Below are 19,846 nucleotides of genomic sequence, written 5' to 3' on the forward strand. Positions count from 1 at the left end.
GACTAGAACCGGGCTATTGTACTAGGCATGCCGACAGCGGCCAGTGATTGAGGCAAATTTTGCAGCCATCATCGCCGCTACCTGATGATAGTTGCGGCTTCTCCCCGGGGAAGTAGCGCGCCGACAGGCTGTGGCGACCCTCATCAATGAAACACTCCAGACTGGAGCGATCGCACAGCACGGTGATCCGCCCGCCAGCCCATGGGCTGCTGCGAGTCTCCCACGCTCCGCTCTGCCAGTTCTGGCGCCGCAAGGTGATGCGGTCCGGCTGCCACACCAGCTCGGCCACGGCGCCGAAACAGAGGCTCCCCTCACCGCAGAGATCCAGATCGAGCCAGGCCGAGTCGATGGCCAGCCCCGGAAATTCGCCAAGCGTCCCCTCGAAGCGGGTCAGTTCTCCCTTGAGCGCCGCAAGCTCCGCCACCGGCCGCTGGCAAAGCCACTCATCCTGCCAGAACAGCTCCCGCGGGCAGCTCATCTGGTGGATCCAGCCGTGAGCGACCGTAGGCTGGCTCATCTCGTTCTCCTCCGGCAGACCCAGCCAGCCAAACAGCAAGCGCCGACCCTGGCTATCCAGAGTGGTTTGCGGCGCATAGAACTCGAAGCCCCGGTCCAGCTCGTGAAAAGCCCCGTGCCCGAAGCGCTCGCCGTCGAAGTTGCCCACCAGCCAACCGCACTGGTAGAGGTTGCGATAATCCTCGCCTGCCGGGGCAATCCCCTGCGGGCAGCTGATCAGCACATGGCGCTCCTCCAGCGGGAAGAGATCCGGGCACTCCCACATATAGCCAAACTCACCCAGCCCCCCTCGCCCGCTGCCGGCGATGGGCCCCACCCGCTGCCAGCTTTGCAGGGTGTCGCCACGATAGAGCAGCACTTCCCCCTTGTCATCCAGGGTTCGGGCCCCCAGCACCATCAGCCACTGTTTGCCGTCGTGCCACACCTTGGGATCGCGTACATGGCCGCTGTAGCCTGCGGGTAGATCCAGCACCGGCCCCAGCTTGGCAAAACTACCCTCACCGTCGGCGCGGGCCAGACACTGATAGGCGGTGCGGCTGCCATCTGGGTATTTGACATTGCCGGTGTAGATAAGGGTCAGACGCCCCTGCTCGTCGCTCACCGCAGAGCCCGAATAGCAGCCGTGGCTCTCATAGGCTTCGGTGGGCAACAGCGCCACCGGCTCGTGCTGCCAATGCAGCAGATCGGTGGAGGTGACATGGCCCCAGCCCTTGTTGCGGTGCTCGCAGCCCAGCGGATTCCACTGGTAGAAGAGGTGGTAGCGCCCGTCGTGCTCGATAAAGCCGTTGGGATCGTTGAGCAGCCCCACCGGGGCTGCCAGATGCCAGCGGGGCCGATGGGGATCGGCCGCCGCCTTGAGCTGTCCGGCCAGCAGCGACCGGACAATCTGGTTGAGAAGATCGCTTTCCTTCATCACTCCACCTTGTATTTGAGCAGGTAGGAAGCGGCGAAGGCGGCGCCAAAGGCGATCACCAGCCCGATGATGTAATGAATCAGGCTCATGGGCTGGACGATGGCCATGCCGGGAATACCGGTCAGCCCCACCGCCGTCATCCCCACCTTGGCCGCCACCACGTAGGCGCCGCCGCAGGCCCCGCCAAACAGACCGGCGAGGAAGGGTTTGATGTAGCGCAGGTTCACCCCGAAGATCGCCGCTTCCGTGATACCCAGCAGGCAGGACATGGCAGCCGGCACGGTAATGGCCTTGATCTTCACGTCGCGAGTCTTGAAGTAGACCGCGAGGCAAGCCCCGCCCTGCGCCACGTTGGCCATGGCCCAGATGGGCAGCAGGAAGTTGACGCCAATTTGCGGATTGGCCAGCAATCCCGCCTCGATGGCGTGGAAGCTGTGGTGGATGCCGGTGATGACGATAAGCGAGTAAGTGCCGCCAAACACCAGCCCCGCCAGCCAGCCCGCCTGCTCATAGAGGGCGCTCAGACCAAACGAGATGCCATCCCCCAATACCCGACCCGCCGGGCCGATAAAGAGCAGCGCCACGAAACCGGTGATGATGACGGTGAGGAACGGCGTGAGGATCAGATCCAGTGCATCCGGGATGCGCTTGCGCAGCTGTTTCTCCAGATGGGACATAAACCAGACCGCCAAGAGCACCGGGAAGACGGTGCCCTGATAGCCGATCATGGCGACATCGAGCCCGAAGAAATCCATGGTCTTGAAGCCACCGGCCACGCCCCAGGCGTTGGTTAGCGCTGGGTGGGTGAGAATGCCGCCAAGGGTCGCCCCGAGGTACGGATTGCCGCCAAACTCACGCGCTGCCGTAAAACCGATGAGGATCGGCAATATGATAAAGGCCGCCGAGCTGAACATGTCGAGCATCACAAACAGGGCGCTGTCGGCATTGGCCCAGCCGTAGGTGCGCACCATGCCGAGCAGCCCCATCAGCAGGCCCGAGGCGACGATGGCCGGAATGATCGGCACGAAGATGTTGGAGAGGGTTCGCGCCAACCGCTGGGCCACGTTGAGCTTGGCCGCCGCCATGTCGGTCAGCTCCGCCTTGCTGGCGGTGCCGGTACCGGTCAGCGTCACAAACTCCGCATAGACCTTGTTGACCAGACCGGTGCCAAAGATCACCTGAATTTGGCCCGCGTTGCTAAAGCACCCCTTGACCCCCTCCAGCTTGTCGATGGCGGCCTTGTTTACCTTGCTGTCATCGGCCAGCACCAGCCGCAGCCGGGTGGCGCAGTGGGCAGCGCTGACGATGTTCTCCTTGCCCCCGAGCAGGGGCACCAGATCCTTGGCTATCGCACTGATATTCATATTCTTCCTCTTATGACCCGCCACGCTGGCGGGCCCTTGTCACATGAGAGTAGGGGCTGTCGAGCCGGGCTTCTAGCCGCAGATCAACAGCCGCTTGTGTCTGATCGCAAAAAGGCATCCAGTTCGGAGCGGGTCGGCAGCGCCGTCATGGCCCCCTTGGCGGTGGTGGCGAGCGCCCCGCAGCCGTGAGCCTGAGCCAGAATGGCGGGCAACTCGGCCAGCGTCGGCAGCGACGAACGCCCTGCCAGCGCCGCCAGCAGCCCGGCGACGAAGGCATCCCCCGCCCCCGTGGTGTCGAGCGGGGTCACCTTCTGCCCCACCCACTCCAGCAGCTCGCCACCCAGACGGGCCACCACACCGGCCGCCCCTCTGGTCACCAGCACCAGCGCCGGGCCAGAGAGAGTCGCAAGCCCGGCAGCCAGATCATCCTCACCGCTCAGCAGTTGCAGCTCCTCGATGGAGAGCTTGACCACATCCGCCTGTGCAATTGCCTGACGCACCAGCGGCAGCATCTCGGCGGGGTTGCCCCACACCTCGGGGCGCAGGTTGGGGTCGAAGCAGACTCGCCCGCCTGCCGCCTTGATGTCCGCCATGGCCTGCAGGCAGCTGGTGCGGACCGGCTCGTTGGCGAGCGCGATGGAGCAGGTGAGCAGCCACTGACCGGCCTTGAAGCGGGGCAACTCATTTGGGGTGAGAAACTGGTCGGCGCTGGGGCGCACCATAAAGGTGAAGCTGCGCTCTCCCTCGTCATCCAGTTCTACCAGCACGGTAGAGGTGCGATGGTCAGGATCGAGCCGCAGCGCACCGATATCCACCCCCTCCCCACTCAGGGTATCGGCCATAAAGCGGCCGAACGGATCGGCTCCGACCCGGCCGATAAAGGCCGCATCGCCACCCAGCCGTGCCACACCAACCGCCACATTGGCGGGCGCGCCACCCGGACACTGGAGGTAGTGCAACGCCCCTTCCGGGATCAAGTCCACCACCGCATCCCCCATTACCCACACACGATTCGTCACCTTGCTACTCCACTGCTGCATCGGATCCACGGTCAAACCCGAACTCTGTTCTGTTGGCTGGCATTATCAGCTAAACCGTTTTAGCTAACCAACAGATCTCGGCACCGGCTGCCAATTTTGTGATCGGGATAACGAACTAGAACCAGGTTTCCATCTGTATACCAAAGTTCCACTCGCCACCGGCAGTGAAGTCGCTCTTGCCCATGGCATCATCGCTGGCGTAGTTGTCGAGCTCGGAGGACCAGTCCATCCAGCTGGCGAACACCCGCAACTCGGGCCGCTCGAAGAATCCGGCGGTCTGCGCCTTGAAGGTGGGGGCGAAAGTGAGCTTGGTGAAGTTGCCGTTCACCGCCTGGCGTCCCTTGTAACCCTTGGGATCGAGATCCATGTATTGCCAGGCCGCCTCGTAGACCAGCTCGACGTTCTGGCTCAGCACCTGCGCCACCCGGGTATTGAAGGTGAGCCAGCGGTACTCGTCCCCTTTCACGTAGCGATCCTGACTCTGCTCGGCCAGCAGGGCCGGGGCAAAACGCCAGCGCGGATTAAGATCGGTAGCGCCAAACACGGCGACCCGCACTGCATCGGCGTCCGGCAACAGCTCGCTGTCAGAGCCCAGCCCCTTGACCTCGGCCCCCAGCCCATGACCGTACAGCACCGCCGCCTTGGCAAAACCGGGGTTGAGGCCAAAGAAGCTCTCGCCGTGGTAGGCCAGCAGGGTGTGTGCCCCCTTGTCCGCCGCCTCGCTGCCCGCCCCCTTGTCATTGATGCGGGCATCATTGTCCTTTGCCGAGAGACCGTTCACCATCCACTGCCAGTTACCGACGCGGTTGTTCATGGTGAGGATGTAGCTCTCGATATCGGAGAGACCGCTGGCGCTGATGTCGCCGTAATCGCGGCCATAGAGAGAGAAGTTGGCCTTCCAGCTATCGGCCAGCTGCACGTCGTAGACACCGCCGCCGGTACCGGCCAGGAACACCACGTCGGAATCGAGCCAGTGGATGTCAAAGTTGTCGCGATCAAAGCGCTTGCCCGCCCACAGCACCGCATTCTTGAAGGGGCCGTCGAAGCTCGCCAGATTGCCGATCTCGGCAAACACCTGACGGGTATTGAGGCTCGAATCGCTGGCGGTCCAGTCGTTGCTGGTCTCCACCCCGTCTGCCAGCATCAGCTTGTAGCGGGCCCAGCTGCCATCCTCGAAGGTCTGGGTTTTCAGCAGGTTGGCCTCCATATAGGTGTCATCCTCATTGCCAAGGCGACCGACGGCCCCGCCCACCGAACCGGCTGGCGTGATGTAGGGGCCGCCGCGCCCGCCGTTGCCATTGCCGTTGACCAACAGGCCCGAGCGGGCGTAGCCGTGAAACTCGAAGCCCTGGGCACCAGCGGTCTTCTCATCCACCTGCTGGCTGCGGTTGTCGGCCACCTGAGCCTGCTCGCTCGCCGCGCTCGCCTTCACTTCCGCCTGACTGGCACGGCTATCTGCCGCCTCGGCTCTCGCTTCGGCTGCCTGTACCCGCGCCTCCAGCGCCGCCAATCTGGCCTCGACACTCTCACCTGCAATACTCGCCTGCGCCGCCCACAGCGGGCTGCTCATCCCCAATCCCAGCGCTACCGCCAGCGCCAACTTGCTCTTGAACATCATCATCTTCCTCACCTGTCATCTGTGGCCCGGACGGGCGCTGTTGTTATCGACAGCCAGAGCATAGCTAAACCAATTTAGCTAACTCAATATGACAACTAAACCGTTTCAGCAGTAGTGTGAGCGGGATAACATTTGTACAGCAGGAATTGGCGGGAGTTGTGAGGAGGATCCCTCATCAGGATCCACTCAATAAGGCGGATCCCGATTCTGCGAGCAGCGACCCTGACAATGTGAATAGGAAGGGGGGCACCTCACCACCAACCGGATCAGGGTGCTGGCGATGGGTCTGCCAGGTATCGGCATACCCTATGCGTCATTCTGTTGGTGGAGATTGTTACACGCATTACACCATCAGGTTCGGCTACAAAGCAGCGTAAATAATACCGATCACGCATGCGATATGGCTGAATACGCGACATTCCTGTCGTTCAATTACCAAAATATCAATAAAGATGTTTCTAAATGTTTCTGGCGGTGGATTAATTATTTACCAATAAGAACCATTCCAGTAGCATCGCAGCATTGATTAATAACGGAGACCATCAGTGGGCAATTCATCAGATGACAGTAGGTTGTTGAGCTCGTCAGCCAATACCTGAGTCGCGAGATCCCCGCAGATTGTTCTGCCGCTATCTCGCACTATGCGGAGAGCGGTTTATTTGCACCTGAGTGCAATTCCTTCCCTGTATTCACTCGATGTCTGTTACTGACGCCATCCAATGCTACAGACTGGATGCGTAAATAATGCCTGCATGGGTCTTCTCCTGATATCAGGGTCACCATGTCATTACCACTGTTACCTCATCACGCCATGTTTTTCCGCCTCTGGCGTGCGTCAATGATGGCGAACCTCTATCGCTGCAGGTCAGTAGCCACAAGGCTTTTGACAAGGTGGCATGGGAGATGGCAACAGCCGCTAGCCGGGCGACGACCGTCCCGCGATCCGCTCCACCTTCATTTACTTGTGCCGAGTGCAACACCTGTTCATTCCCCATGCGTGGCTATTGACGGGTAAGCATATGACGATTCTTTACATCAATCAGGAGGTGTGTCATGGACCCTGACCCTGGAGCCGGTATCGGCGACTAGTCCGGATTAATTTTCGGGCGTTATTTCCTTATCTATTTTTGCTGATGTGATGTCAGTCGGAATTCTATTTTCTATTTTCCAGGCTGATGTATTAAAGGATATATAAATGCAATACCAAGATATTCACCAACAACTGTATGTACTGCTGCAAAACAAGGATCGTATGGGGATCCAGAGCCTCAGCCTGAATATTCATGAGGTCGATCTGGCACAAGCGATAAACCGCCTGACAGATAAACATATTCATACCTTTCTCAATCTGGTTCCTGCATTGCGTGCCGCACGCATCTTCCGCCATCTGCCCAGCGATATTCAGGCCAGCCTGGTACGTTCCATGGCCAAGCCCCAATTGGAAGAGTTGTGTACCCGCCTATCCCCCGATGACAGAGCCGATCTCTACAATCGTCTGCCCGCAGCCTTGCGCCAGACCCTGCTCGATGCGATGACAGATGAAGAACGTGAGGATACGCAACGGTTGGCCTCTTACCCGGAAAACCTCGTCGGCTCCATCATGAGCTCGGATTGTGCCAGCCTGACGGCTGACATCACTGTGGGAGAGGGGCTGCAACGGCTGCGCAGCACTGCTGCCGACAGGGAGAGCATCTATACCCTGTATGTCGTGGATGAAATGCGCCGCCTCATCGGGGTTGTCTCCCTGCGCGAACTGTTTCTCGCCGACAGCAAAACCCCCATCTCGGCCATTATGCAGCGCGAGCTGGTGAGTATTCAGGCCGATGCCCCCAAAGGCGAAGCCGCGGAGATGATCGCCCGTTACAACCTGCTGGCCCTCCCCGTATTGAATCAGGATCAGCAGTTGCTCGGCATGGTGACCGTGGATGATGCAATGGATGTTGCCGAAGAGGAAGATGCCAACCGGATTGCCCGCTTCGGTGGTACGGCTGCGCTGGGAGGTCCCGAACTTGATCTTCGCGCATCCAGCACCTTTAACATGTTCAGCGCCCGATTCTTCTGGCTGGCGGTCTTGACCGTATTCGGCATACTGACCAGCAATCTGGTCGCCGCTCAGGAAGAACTCATCAGCGAAGTACTGATCCTCGCAGCCTTTATTGCCCCTATTATCGACATGGGGGGCAACTCGGGCAGCCAGTCGGCCACCTTGGTGATCCGGGCAATGGGCATGGGTCAGATCAAGCTGAGCATGCGTGACTTCTTTTTCGTGCTGCGGCGCGATCTGCCCGTCGCAATGGCTCTGGGGCTGGGTGTCGCCCTGCTGGAAGGGGTGATGGCATTCTGGAGCAAGAGCATCGGCTGGGACATCGTCATGATTGTCAGCCTCTCTGCCATGACGGTGACTGTGGTTGGCAGCCTGCTTGGTCTGGTCCTGCCGTTTGCCGCACGGAAGATGGGGACTGATCCGGCAACCCTCAGCTCCCCCATGCTCACCTCGATCATGGATCTGTTGGGCGTGCTGATCTATTTTGGTTTCGCCTATGCCTTCCTCGGTGGGTCACTGGCTGCTGCCTGACAGCGCACAGCAGATGGGGGCAGCCAAACCACCGCCATCTCCGATAGTTCAAGATAAAAGAGAGGGAGGCATCACGCCTCCCTCTCTTTATATCGACACGGGTCTATGCCATCACTTGGTCAGATCGTCGAAGAAGCGTTTCACCCCTTCGAAGAAGCCTTCCGATTTCGGCTTGTGGGTCTTGGCAGCGGCACCGCTGAAGGATTCGTCCAGCTGGCGCAGCAGCTCTTTCTGCTGCTCGGTGAGGTTGACCGGAGTCTCGATCACCACCTTGCACATCAGATCCCCTACCTGACCGGAGCGTACTGACTTCACGCCCTTGCCACGCATGCGGAACATCTTGCCAGTCTGGGTCTCCGGAGTGACCTTGAGCTTGACGCGGCCATCCAGGGTCGGTACTTCAATCTCGCCACCCAGAGCCGCTGCGGTGAAGCTGATGGGCACTTCGCAATAGAGGTTGTTGCCGTCACGCACGAAGATCTCGTGCTCTTTGACGTGCACCTGTACGTACAGATCCCCTGCCGGTGCCCCCGCTTCCCCCGCTTCCCCTTCGCCGGAGAGACGGATGCGATCGCCGGTATCGACGCCCGCCGGGATTTTCACCGACAGGGTCTTGGTACGCTGGTAGCGACCTTCACCGTGACACTTGCGGCACGGATCCTTGATGATCTTGCCGCGACCGTGGCAGTGCGGACAGGCCTGCTGCACCGCGAAGAAGCCCTGACGCATCTGCACCTGGCCGGAGCCGTGGCAAGTCGGGCAGGTCTGGGCACTGCTGCCGGTGTGGGCACCGGAGCCGTTACAGACTTCACAGTGAACCAGGGTCGGCACCTTGATCTCCTTGGAGACCCCGCGCACCGCCTCTTCCAGCGTCAGCTCCATGGTGTAACGCAGGTCGGAGCCACGGGCCGGGCCACGACGGGCACCACCACGGCCACCGCCGAAGATGTCACCGAATACGTCACCAAACATGTCGGCGAAGTCGGCACCGCCGCCAAAGCCACCGTGGCCACCGCCACCCTGGCTCGGGTCGACACCGGCATGGCCGTACTGGTCGTAACGGGCACGCAGGTTGGCATCGGTCAGGACCTCGTAGGCTTCCTTGACCTCTTTGAACTTCTCTTCGGATGCGGCATCACCCTGATTACGATCCGGGTGATACTTCATGGCCAGGCGCTTGTACGCCTTCTTGATCTCGCGATCGTCGGCATCTTTCGCCACACCCAGTACTTCGTAGAAATCGCGCTTCGACATACTCATCCTGTGGTTACGCAGACGGGCGTTGGTTACCCAACGCCCGTGAATTCATTGACCAAGCCGATGGGCGAAGCGGACTTCGCCCATCTGGGTAGGGCTTACTTCTTGTCGTCTTTCACTTCTTCGAACTCGGCGTCGACTACGTCGTCGTCAGCCTTGGCAGAAGAGGAGGTCTGACCGGCATCAGCACCGGCTGCACCCTGGGCCTGAGCCTGCTGCTGGGCAATTTCCATCAGCTTCTGAGAAGCCTCCAGCAGAGCCTGCTGTTTGGCTTCGATAGCAGCCTTGTCGTCACCCTTGATGGCAACTTCCAGCTCGCTCAGAGCGGCTTCGATCTTGGTCTTGTCGTCGGCAGGCAGGGCTTCACCGGCTTCGGTGATCTGCTTGCGTACGGAGTGGACCAGACCATCAGCCTGGTTGCGAGCCTGTACCAGCTCTTCAAACTTCTTGTCCTCGGCCGCGTTGGCTTCGGCTTCGCGTACCATGCGCTCGATCTCGTCATCAGACAGACCAGAGGAGGCCTGGATGGTGATCTTCTGCTCTTTGTTGGTCTCTTTGTCTTTCGCGGAGACATGCAGGATACCGTTGGCATCGATGTCGAAGGTCACTTCGATCTGCGGCAGACCGCGCGGAGCCGGACGGATGCCTTCCAGGTTGAACTGGCCCAGAGACTTGTTGTCGCTGGCGCGCTTGCGCTCACCCTGCAGCACGTGAATGGTCACGGCAGACTGATTGTCTTCGGCAGTGGAGAACACCTGGGACTTCTTGGTCGGGATGGTGGTGTTCTTCTCGATCAGCGCAGTCATTACGCTGCCCATGGTTTCGATACCCAGGGAGAGCGGGGTAACGTCCAGCAGCAGTACGTCGGTCTTGTCACCGGACAGTACGGCACCCTGGATGGCAGCACCCATGGCCACGGCTTCGTCCGGGTTGACGTCTTTACGCGGCTCTTTGCCAAAGAACTCGGCAACGGTCTTCTGAACCAGCGGCATACGGGTCTGGCCACCAACCAGGATCACGTCGTCGATCTCGCCAACTGCCAGACCGGAGTCTTTCAGGGCGACACGAACCGGCTCCAGAGAGTCTTTCACCATGTCTTCCACCAGGGATTCCAGCTTGGCGCGGGTCACCTTGATGTTCATGTGCTTCGGACCGGTGGCATCTGCAGTGATGTACGGCAGGTTGACGTCGGTCTGCTGGGCAGAAGAGAGCTCGATCTTGGCTTTCTCGGCGGCATCTTTCAGACGCTGCAGAGCCAGCTGGTCGTTGCGCAGGTCGATGCCCTGCTCACGCTTGAACTCGTCTACCAGATAGTTGATGACGCGGTTGTCGAAGTCTTCACCACCCAGGTGGGTGTTACCGTTGGTCGCCAGTACTTCGAAGGTGGTTTCGCCTTCAACTTCGTCGATCTCGATGATGGAGATATCGAAAGTACCGCCACCCAGGTCATATACGGCAACCTTGCGCTCGCCCTTGACCTTGTTCACGCCGTAAGCGAATGCAGCAGCAGTCGGTTCGTTGATGATGCGTTTTACATCCAGACCGGCGATGCGACCGGCATCCTTGGTAGCCTGACGCTGGGCGTCGTTGAAGTAGGCCGGAACAGTGATGACTGCTTCGGTTACCGGCTCACCCAGATAGTCTTCGGCGGTCTTTTTCATCTTTTTCAGCACTTCGGCAGAGATCTGCGGCGGTGCCATTTTCTTGCCCTTCACTTCAACCCAGGCGTCGCCGTTGTCAGCTTTGGCGATGGCGTACGGCATGATTTTCAGGTCACGCTGTACTTCGTCATCTTCAAAACGACGACCGATCAGACGCTTGATGGCGAACAGGGTGTTTTTCGGGTTGGTGATGGCCTGACGCTTGGCCGGCTGACCAACCAGGATCTCGCCATCATCGGCATAGGCAATGATGGACGGAGTAGTACGATCGCCTTCTGCGTTCTCGATCACGCGAGCAGTGTCGCCATCCAGAATAGCGACGCAGGAGTTGGTAGTACCCAGGTCAATACCGATGATTTTACCCATTTGACGAATCTCCAAATACTTTGAATAAACTGGCGAGGAACTCGCCTTAATGCGTTAACGGCTAGGTGGGGGCTGCCAATCTGGCTTTCAAGCTCCCGGCATCAAATTTTTCGTGCCGCCGCGGCCTTGCTACCTATATGGGGTCGCAAGCGGCCACTTCAAGCCCTGCCCCGCAAAAACCCTACCTTTTGTCGTGATCAGTCCATGACAGACCAGACAGATAAACAAAAAGCCCGCCAAGCGGCGGGCCTGGGCATCAAGTGCCGACTCAGTCGGCGGCCTTGGATACCATGACCATGGCCGGACGGATCACGCGACCGTTCAGCTCATAGCCTTTCTGCATCACGGCAATCACGGTGTTCGGCGCCACATCGGCACTCGGCACCATGCTCATCGCCTGATGGGCATTCGGATCAAACGGCTGGTTGGTCGGATCCAGCGCAACCAGACCGAACTTGGCCACACCGCTCTGCATGGATTTGAGGGTCAGCTCGACACCTTCCACCATCGGCTTGAGGGCGTCGTTCTCCTTGTCGGCGAGCTCGATGGCGCGCTCTAGGTTGTCCAGCACCGGCAGCAGTTCATTGGCGAACTTCTCCAGAGCGAATTTGTGCGCCTTCTCCACATCCAGCTCGGTACGACGGCGCAGGTTCTCCATCTCGGCGGCGGTACGCAGGGCGCGTTCACGCTCTTCCGCCGCTTTTTGGATGGCGGTTTCCAGCTGCGCTTCCAGTTCGGCAATGCGGGCCTGCTCGGCTGTCACTTCACTGTCTACATCGGTCGGCTCGATTGGCTGGGCTTCCACTTGCTCCATCGCTTCAACCTTTTGCTCTTCGTGGTTCATGACATCTCCAATTCCGGGGTTACTTATGAGGGCCCTGACGTCTGGTTGAGCGACCGGACGACAACAGACCGACTATGTTGGCGCTATTATGGGGATGCATCCCCGGCTTTCAAGGGGTAAAGGGCAATCAGGGTTGCTGAATAGCAGCAACCGTCGGTTTATCCGGGTTACCGCTCACCGTTTAACCAGTAGCCTCAAGGGGATAGCCGGCCCCGTCACACGGGAGAGCGTCACAAGCGGAGCAAAGCACTGTATACTGGCCCGCAATACCCATCCCAGATCTGACTGACTATGGATTCTCCGTTCAAAACCATCGCCCTGATTGGCAAACCCCACCATGAGGGGGCCAACCAGACGCTGACCGGCCTGCATCAATACCTGACCGCCCGCGGCTTTCGGGTACTGGTGGAGAGCCGGGTCGCCCAGACCCTGAGCATCCTCGATGAAAACGTGATGGATCTGGTACAACTGGGCCAGCAGGCCGATCTCGCCATCGTGGTCGGCGGTGACGGCAACATGCTGGGGGCGGCGCGAGTGCTGTCACGCTTCGATGTGGCAGTGATCGGGGTCAACCGGGGTAACCTCGGCTTTCTGACCGATCTCTCGCCGCAGGATTACCTGCTGCCATTGGAGCAGGTGCTCTCCGGCCACTACAAGAGCGAACACCGCTTCCTGCTTGAGGCCTCGGTCTATCGCCACGGCGAGCGCAAGTCGAGCAATCTGGCGGTGAATGAAGCAGTGCTGCACCCGGGCAAGATCGCCCATATGATCGAGTTCGAGGTCTATATCGATGGCAGCTTTATGTATAGCCAGCGCTCGGACGGCATCATAGTCGCCACCCCGACCGGCTCCACCGCCTACTCCCTGTCAGCAGGTGGCGCCATCCTCACCCCCAAGCTCAACGCCATCACGCTGGTGCCCATGTTCCCGCACACCCTGAGCAGTCGCCCCATCGTACTCGATGCCGACAGCGAAGTACGGCTGCTGGTCTCGCCGGATAATCAGGACGATGCGATGCAGGTCAGCTGTGACGGTCAGGTGACCCTGGCGGTCCACCCGGGGGATGAGATCCTGATCAAGAAGAGCCACCATCAGCTTCATCTGGTGCATCCCCTCGACTACAGCTACTTCCACGTGCTGCGCAACAAGCTCGGCTGGGGCAGCAAGCTGTTTTAATCGGCGCTGACCGACAGCGGCATTGCCACAGAGGGCGCCTGAATTGGCGCCCTTCTCTTTTCTTTCGTAGCAACCGCCCCTGCACTCTCATATCCGTACCGTGTGCCAATGGTCAGTACCGCATTCTCATAGCCATAGCGCACTGACACACCTTTCCTGTACTAAAAATGACGGAGCCCTCTTTACTGTATATAAGACCAGTATATACTGGATGCATACACAGTAATGTTGACCTATACAGGATGAGACCATGCTGACCCAGCTGACCGTCAACAACTTCGCCATCGTCAAGTTTCTCGAACTCGATCTGCAACCGGGCATGACCTGCATCACAGGTGAGACCGGCGCCGGTAAATCCATCGCCATCGATGCTCTCGGTCTCTGCCTTGGAGAGCGGGCCGAAGCCGGCATGGTGCGACCCGATAGCGACAAAAGCGAGGTCAGCGCCCGCTTCCTGCTGGACAACAACCCGGCCGCCCGCGCCTGGCTCGCCACCAACGAACTGGAAAACGAAAGTGAATGTATCGTGCGGCGAGTCATCTCAGCCGAGGGCCGCTCCCGCAGCTATATCAACGGCGTGCCCGTGCCCCTCACCCAGCTCAAGAATCTGGGCCAGCTGCTGGTCAACGTACATGGTCAGCATGCCCACCAGATGCTGCTCAAACCCGACTACCAGCTCGCCCTGCTCGACGGCTATGCCGGTCACCATCTGCTGCTCGACGAGGTGCGCCAGCACTATCAGCAGTGGCGCCAACTACAAAACGAACTGAACCGGCTCAAAGCCGAGCAGCAGCAGCGAGAGGCTCGTCGCCAGCTGATCGAGTATCAGGTGCAGGAGCTGGACGAATTCGCCCTGCAGCCGGGGGAGTTTGAAGATATAGAAGAGGAGCACCAGCGTCTGGCCAACGGCACCGAGCTGATGCAGGAGTGCGGCGCTTGCCTCGATCTGCTCTATGACAACGAAGAGACCACTATCGCAGGGCTGCTGCAATCGGCCGTCGATCGGGCCGAGGGGCTGGTCAGCATGGACAGCCGCCTCACCCCGGTACTGGAGATGCTGAACGAAGCACTGATCGGGGTGCAGGAGAGTCACAGCGAACTACGTAGCTACCTCGATCGGCTGGAACTGGATCCCGAACGTTTTAACGAGCTGGAGGCCCGCCTCTCCAAGGCGATCAATCTGGCCCGCAAGCATCATGTAAAACCGGCGGATCTGGCCCTGCACCATCAGGAGCTGGCCTCGGATCTCGCCCGCCTCAACTCTGACGAAGAGCGGCTAGAGGGGATGGAAGATGAGCTGGCCGAGGCCCGTCAGGCTTTTGTCCAGGCCGCCGAAGCCCTGAGCCAGAGCCGTCAGCGTTACGCCCAGGAGCTGGGCACCAAGGTAACCAGCAGCATGCACGAACTGGCAATGCCCGATGGCCGCTTTGCCATCGAGGTGCGCCCCGATGCCCAGAGCAGTCTGTCACCACTGGGTATAGATCGGGTGGAGTTCATGGTCACCACCAACCCGGGCCAACCGATCCAGCCCCTTGGCAAGGTAGCCTCAGGCGGTGAGCTGTCGCGCATCAGCCTTGCCATCGTGGTGATCAGTGCTCGCAAGGTCTCAACCCCGACCCTGATTTTCGATGAGGTGGATGTGGGGATCAGCGGCCCAACTGCCGCTGTGGTCGGTCGCCTGCTGCGCCAGCTCGGCGAGTCCACTCAGGTGATGGTGGTCACTCACTTGCCTCAGGTGGCAGGCAACGGCCACCAGCATATGGTGGTGAGCAAGCATACCGATGGCAAAACCACCGAAACCCAAATGAGTGCCCTTGATGAGACCGCCCGTCTCAACGAGCTGGCACGCCTGCTCGGTGGCGACCAGATCACCGACAACACCTTGGCCAATGCCCGCGAGCTGCTGCGTCGATGAATCAGGTGATAAAGCCAATTTGCAGCGATGGCGACTGATAGCGCTGACCGAACATGCTGACTGCGCAGGCACAGGCGAGAGCTATGGCCTGCGCAGCCAGTAATAGCCAATAGCCAATAGCCAATAGCCAATAGCCAATAGCCAATAGCCAATAGCCAATAGCCAACTGTGAGCACCGAACTCGCGTCAGGATTACCGACCCAGATCAATAAAATGGCGAGTTAGGCGAAGCTGGCAGCAACATGGGCGTGGATCCGGTTGCCTTCATGTGGCGGATTTCGCATAGTGTTGCCCCCCTTTATGGGTATCCAATTGTGAGGCTTTGTCTATGATCCACGTTTTTGGTCACAAGAATCCTGATAGCGACAGTATCTGCAGTGCGCTGGTTATCACCGACTGGCTCAATGGCCAGGGCCGTCAGGCCACCCCATGGCGTCTGGGTGACCTGCGCACCGAAACCCGTTTTATTCTGGAGCAGGCTGGCGTCAGCGAACCCGAGTTGCTGACCAAAGATCTGACCGGTGAAGATGTCTGGCTGGTGGATTTCAGTGATCTGGAACAGGGCCCTGCCACACTGGCACAAGCCAATGTACTGGGTCTGGTGGATCACCACCGTCTCGGCACTCTGGTCACCCAGTCTCCGCTGGATGCGTGGATCCGGGCTGTCGGCTGCACCTGCACCATCGCCTTCGATCTGCTGAGCCAGCAAGGTACCGTGACCCGCAGCCAGGCTCGCCTGATGCTGGGTGCCATCATGAGCGACACCCTCTGTCTCACCTCGCCGACCACCACCGAGCAGGACAAGATCGCCTGCGAGCGTCTGGCACCGCTGGCCGAAGTATCGCTGGCCGAGTTCGGTCAACAGCTGCTGATGGCAAAAACCGACCTGCGCGGCCTCACTCCTGCGCAGTTGCTGCAGCAGGATGAGAAAGCATTCCAGGCCGAAAGTCTGAGCTTCATCATGAGCCAAATTGAAGTGGGCAGCGAACAACAGCTTGCCGACCAGATTGACACTCTGCTGCAAGAGATGGCACACCGTGTTGAAGGCGAAGGGCTCGACTTCTTCGTGCTGATGGTGACTGACCTGACGGCCGCAGCCAGCCGTATCTACTTTACCGAGCACCCGAAAGTACCGGCAGAGTCCAGCTACCACCCGGGCTTTGTCAGCCGCAAGAAGCAGGGTCTGCCCTGGGTGATGGACCTGCTGGCCAAGGCCTGATCCTACCTCGCCATCACCTATTCCAAAGCCCTGCCTCTGCGCAGGGCTTTCTCATCGCCACCGCCAGCCGCACTCCCCCCTCTTGCTGATCATCTTGCTCACCACTGCGGCCTCTCGCTTACTCCTTTCTCGGCTTATTGACAGTTAACCCCATAACTTTGCTTACATATTTGCGGCTGTTATTTATCAGGGCTTTGCTGCAGGATAATCGCCGCGCACAACCTTTTCCGTTTCCATTCAGGTGACCGATGAACATAACCCCCAAGCAGAGAACCCTGGCCATCACAATTCTGATCGCCGTGGTGCTCCTCGGCTGGCTGCTCTGGCCCAGTCAACCACCCAAGGCGATGCTGACCGCTCAAGTGACCCGCGAGGATATCGCCCAGACCGTACTGGCCAGTGGCGTGCTGCAGGCCGTAGAGCAGGTGGATGTGGGGGCCCAGGTCTCCGGTCAGGTTACCAAGCTGGCCGTAGAGGCCGGTGATCAAGTCAAACAGGGAGACCTGCTGGCCGAGATCGATCCCCTGATTGCCCAGAACAACCTCAAGACGGCCGAGGCGGAGCTTGCCAGCAACCGCGCCCAGCTCAAGATCAAGCAGGCGCAACTCAAACAGAACGAGCTCGCCTGGCGGCGCCAGCAGCAGATGTTCAAGCAGGAGGCGAGCTCACGGGCCGATCTGGAGAGTGCCGAGGCACTGCTGGCAGTCACCCGCGCCGAACTGCAAAACAGCCAGGCCAATATCGACAACGCCCTGATCAAGGTTGATAGGGCCAAGACCGAGCTGGGCTACACCAAGATCCTGGCGCCGATGGATGGCACCGTCATCAGCATTGTGACCCGTCAGGGCCAGACCCTGGCAGCCAGCCAGACGGTGCCGACCGTGCTCAAGCTGGCCAACCTCGAGACCATGACGGTCAAGGCGCAGATCTCCGAAGCTGATGTCACCAAGGTCAAAGCCGGCATGCCGGTTTACTTCACCCTGATCGGCGACCCGGATACCCGCTATCAGGGTACGCTTCGCGCCGTGGAGTTAGCGCCTACCAACATCAACGATCAGGCCACCACCGGCACCACCACCAGCAATGCGGCTGTCTACTACTACGCCCTGTTCGATGTACCCAATCCCGACCATACCCTGCGGGTTGCAATGACCACCCAGGTGACCATAGTGCTCGGCGAACGCAAGCAGGTGCTCACTGTGCCGCAAACCGCCCTCGGCAAGTCGCTGGGTGATAACGAGTATGAAGTCACCCTGATCAAGGACGATGAAACAACCGAAACCCGCCATATCAAGACTGGTATGAAGGATGAGATCCGCATTGAGGTGATCAGCGGGCTGAGTGAGAAGGAGGAGGTGCAGCTCAATCACGGTGCCCCCGCCGACAATGATGAGATGGCGGTGATGCTATGAGTGAGCCCCTGAACCAGCTGCCGTTGATCCAGCTGAAAGGGGTCGAGCGACGCTACCAGAGCGGCGACAGCGAAGTCACCGTGCTCCACCCTCTTGACCTCACCATCACGGCAGGAGAGATGATCGCCATTGTCGGCGCGTCCGGCTCCGGCAAGTCGACCCTGATGAACCTGCTGGGTTGTCTGGATAGCCCGAGCGGCGGCCAGTACCTGTTTCGTGGACAGGACACCGCCACCATGGATGCGTTGGCGCTGGCCCGACTACGCTGCCACCACTTCGGCTTTATCTTTCAGCGCTACCACCTGCTGCCCCACCTCGATGCCGCCGCCAACGTGGAGATCCCAGCCGTCTATGCCGGCACCAATCGCCCGGATCGCCAGGCACGTGCGCGTCAGCTGCTGGGCAGACTGGGTCTGGCCGATCGCAGCCACCATACCCCGGGCCAACTCTCTGGCGGTCAGCAGCAGCGGGTCAGTATCGCCCGGGCGCTGGCCAATGGCGGCGAAGTGATCCTCGCCGATGAACCGACCGGCGCACTGGATAGCCAGAGCGGCAAGGAGGTGATGGCGATCCTCAAGGAGCTGCACGCTCAGGGCCATACCATCATTCTGGTCACCCACGATATGAACGTGGCCAGCCATGCCGACCGGATCATCACTCTCAAGGATGGTCGGATTGAACAAGATAGCGGCCCCTGCCAAACGGCGGTGTTGGCTCCAGCCACCGCTGTAGCCCCTCAAAAAATAGCGCCCACTAAAGGCGCCATGGGCCACGATTGGGATCGTTATCGGGAAGCGGGACGGATGGCAATCCATGCCATGCTAGCCCACCGGATGCGCACCTTCCTCACCATGCTCGGCATCATCATCGGCATCGCCGCCGTGGTGAGTGTGGTGGCGCTGGGGCAAGGGGCGCGCGCCAAGGTGATCGACCAGATCAATGCGATGGGCACCAACACCATCGAAATCTTCCCGGGTAAAGGATGGGGCGATGAGAAGATGGCCAGCATCCAGACCCTCAACAAGGGGGATCTCGATGCCCTGTTGGGGCAACCCTATCTTGCGGGCGCCAGCCCCGAGATCGGCAGCTCAGGGCAGTTGCGCTATCGCAACAAGACCAACAGCGGCAATGTGACCGGGGTCGGTAACGACTATTTCAAGGTAAAGGGGATGACGCTGGTCAGTGGTCGCTTACTGGAGTGGCAAGATATCCAGCAGCGTGCCGCCGTTGCCGTGGTGGACAAGAAGAGCATCACCAGCCTGCTTGGCAAGGAGGAGCCGGTCGGCAAGGTGGTACTGGTCGGCACCTTGCCGGTGCGGATTGTCGGTGTGGTTTCGCAGGAGACCGGCTTCGGCCCCACCAGCCAGTCGGTCAATATCTGGCTGCCCTACAGCGCGGTGATGAGTCGCCTCATCTCGCAGCACCACTTCAGCCAGATCACCATCCGGGTCAAGGACGGGGTACAACCGGCGCTGGCCGAGCAGGCGGTGATCGAGCTGATCACCAAGCGCCACGGGGTGAAGGATTTCTTCACCTTCAGCAGCGACAGCATCATCAAATCGGTGGAGAAAACCACCGCCACCATGACCCTGATGGTCTCGGCCATCGCGGTGATCTCGCTGATCGTCGGCGGGGTGGGCGTGATGAACATCATGCTGGTGTCAGTGGTCGAGCGCACCCGCGAGATCGGCATTCGCATGGCCGTGGGCGCCCGCCAGTCGGATATTTTGCAGCAGTTCCTGATTGAAGCTGTGATGGTGAGCCTGCTGGGGGGTATCTTCGGCGTCGGCCTCTCGCTAGGCATTGGTGCGCTCTTTGCACTGCTGGTGGACTCCATCAAGATGCAGTTCTCGCTCTTCTCCATCCTGATGGCCTTTGGCTGCTCGTCACTCATCGGGATCCTGTTTGGTTACCTGCCGGCACGCAATGCGGCGCGGCTCGACCCTGTTGTCGCACTGGCGAGGGAATAA

At 59.8% G+C, this 19,846-nt stretch carries 13 protein-coding genes; 6 read left to right on the plus strand and 7 right to left on the minus strand.

The genetic code is table 11. The features are described from left to right. Positions 1 to 13: 13 nt before the first annotated feature. From G5193_RS08585 to G5193_RS08600, 4 genes are all read right to left on the minus strand, one after another. Positions 14 to 1,429 (minus strand): sucrose-6-phosphate hydrolase, encoded by a 1,416-nt coding sequence (locus G5193_RS08585; RefSeq protein WP_319920198.1) that lies wholly within the window; start codon positions 1,427 to 1,429, stop codon positions 14 to 16. Continuing rightward, complete coding sequence (locus tag G5193_RS08590) at positions 1,429 to 2,793, minus strand: sucrose-specific PTS transporter subunit IIBC (protein WP_040065997.1); 1,365 nt, start codon at positions 2,791 to 2,793, stop codon at positions 1,429 to 1,431. The genes G5193_RS08585 and G5193_RS08590 overlap by 1 nt, the downstream gene beginning before the upstream one ends. Before the next feature lie 83 nt (positions 2,794 to 2,876). Continuing rightward, a complete protein-coding gene (locus tag G5193_RS08595) occupies positions 2,877 to 3,833 on the minus strand; it encodes an aminoimidazole riboside kinase (protein ID WP_421205807.1) in 957 nt (318 codons plus the stop codon). Positions 3,834 to 3,948: 115 nt separating this feature from the next. Next, positions 3,949 to 5,454, minus strand: coding sequence for a carbohydrate porin (locus G5193_RS08600; RefSeq protein WP_421205808.1), 1,506 nt, complete (start codon positions 5,452 to 5,454; stop codon positions 3,949 to 3,951). Positions 5,455 to 6,646: 1,192 nt separating this feature from the next. On the opposite strand from G5193_RS08600, the gene mgtE reads away from it, so the two are divergent. Further along, complete coding sequence (gene mgtE / locus G5193_RS08605; protein ID WP_216954257.1) at positions 6,647 to 8,026, plus strand: magnesium transporter; 1,380 nt, start codon at positions 6,647 to 6,649, stop codon at positions 8,024 to 8,026. Positions 8,027 to 8,137: 111 nt separating this feature from the next. On the opposite strand, the gene dnaJ is transcribed toward mgtE, so the two are convergent. The 3 genes from dnaJ to grpE all read right to left on the minus strand — a co-directional run bounded on the left by dnaJ (position 8,138) and on the right by grpE (position 12,154). Next, entirely contained in the window at positions 8,138 to 9,280 is a 1,143-nt protein-coding gene (dnaJ, locus tag G5193_RS08610; protein WP_216954258.1) for a molecular chaperone DnaJ, read from the minus strand. Positions 9,281 to 9,381: 101 nt separating this feature from the next. Further along, positions 9,382 to 11,310, minus strand: a complete 1,929-nt coding sequence (gene dnaK / locus G5193_RS08615) for a molecular chaperone DnaK (RefSeq protein WP_421205809.1) — start codon at positions 11,308 to 11,310, stop codon at positions 9,382 to 9,384. Positions 11,311 to 11,578: 268 nt separating this feature from the next. Further along, positions 11,579 to 12,154, minus strand: coding sequence for a nucleotide exchange factor GrpE (gene grpE / locus G5193_RS08620; protein ID WP_421205810.1), 576 nt, complete (start codon positions 12,152 to 12,154; stop codon positions 11,579 to 11,581). 291 nt (positions 12,155 to 12,445) lie between these two features. On the opposite strand from grpE, the gene nadK reads away from it, so the two are divergent. The 5 genes from nadK (at position 12,446) to G5193_RS08645 (ending at position 19,846) form a co-directional block, all read left to right on the plus strand. Continuing rightward, positions 12,446 to 13,330 (plus strand): NAD(+) kinase, encoded by an 885-nt coding sequence (gene nadK / locus G5193_RS08625; protein ID WP_005338038.1) that lies wholly within the window; start codon positions 12,446 to 12,448, stop codon positions 13,328 to 13,330. A gap of 250 nt (positions 13,331 to 13,580) precedes the next feature. Further along, the gene (gene recN, locus G5193_RS08630; RefSeq protein ID WP_421205811.1) at positions 13,581 to 15,245 is read left to right on the plus strand and encodes a DNA repair protein RecN; all 1,665 of its coding nucleotides are present in this window, start codon (positions 13,581 to 13,583) and stop codon (positions 15,243 to 15,245) included. Between the two features lie 328 nt (positions 15,246 to 15,573). Continuing rightward, positions 15,574 to 16,464, plus strand: coding sequence for a manganese-dependent inorganic pyrophosphatase (locus tag G5193_RS08635; RefSeq protein WP_376901387.1), 891 nt, complete (start codon positions 15,574 to 15,576; stop codon positions 16,462 to 16,464). Between the two features lie 248 nt (positions 16,465 to 16,712). Then, positions 16,713 to 17,876, plus strand: coding sequence for a macrolide transporter subunit MacA (gene macA / locus G5193_RS08640; protein ID WP_421205812.1), 1,164 nt, complete (start codon positions 16,713 to 16,715; stop codon positions 17,874 to 17,876). Continuing rightward, positions 17,873 to 19,846, plus strand: coding sequence for a MacB family efflux pump subunit (locus tag G5193_RS08645; protein WP_216979164.1), 1,974 nt, complete (start codon positions 17,873 to 17,875; stop codon positions 19,844 to 19,846). The genes macA and G5193_RS08645 overlap by 4 nt, the downstream gene beginning before the upstream one ends.

The sequence above is a fragment of the Aeromonas sp. 601027 genome (assembly GCF_049174455.1).
Lineage (GTDB): Bacteria > Pseudomonadota > Gammaproteobacteria > Enterobacterales > Aeromonadaceae > Aeromonas > Aeromonas veronii_A.

Coding starts and splice junctions, on each gene's coding strand:
- G5193_RS08590 (WP_040065997.1), bottom strand. CDS start 2,793: ATGAATATCAGTGCGATAGCCAAGGATCTGGTGCCCCTGCTCGGGGGC.
- dnaJ (WP_216954258.1), bottom strand. CDS start 9,280: ATGTCGAAGCGCGATTTCTACGAAGTACTGGGTGTGGCGAAAGATGCC.
- G5193_RS08600 (WP_421205808.1), bottom strand. CDS start 5,454: ATGATGATGTTCAAGAGCAAGTTGGCGCTGGCGGTAGCGCTGGGATTG.
- mgtE (WP_216954257.1), top strand. CDS start 6,647: ATGCAATACCAAGATATTCACCAACAACTGTATGTACTGCTGCAAAAC.
- G5193_RS08635 (WP_376901387.1), top strand. CDS start 15,574: ATGATCCACGTTTTTGGTCACAAGAATCCTGATAGCGACAGTATCTGC.
- nadK (WP_005338038.1), top strand. CDS start 12,446: ATGGATTCTCCGTTCAAAACCATCGCCCTGATTGGCAAACCCCACCAT.
- G5193_RS08595 (WP_421205807.1), bottom strand. CDS start 3,833: ATGCAGCAGTGGAGTAGCAAGGTGACGAATCGTGTGTGGGTAATGGGG.
- grpE (WP_421205810.1), bottom strand. CDS start 12,154: ATGAACCACGAAGAGCAAAAGGTTGAAGCGATGGAGCAAGTGGAAGCC.
- recN (WP_421205811.1), top strand. CDS start 13,581: ATGCTGACCCAGCTGACCGTCAACAACTTCGCCATCGTCAAGTTTCTC.
- G5193_RS08585 (WP_319920198.1), bottom strand. CDS start 1,429: ATGAAGGAAAGCGATCTTCTCAACCAGATTGTCCGGTCGCTGCTGGCC.
- G5193_RS08645 (WP_216979164.1), top strand. CDS start 17,873: ATGAGTGAGCCCCTGAACCAGCTGCCGTTGATCCAGCTGAAAGGGGTC.
- macA (WP_421205812.1), top strand. CDS start 16,713: ATGAACATAACCCCCAAGCAGAGAACCCTGGCCATCACAATTCTGATC.
- dnaK (WP_421205809.1), bottom strand. CDS start 11,310: ATGGGTAAAATCATCGGTATTGACCTGGGTACTACCAACTCCTGCGTC.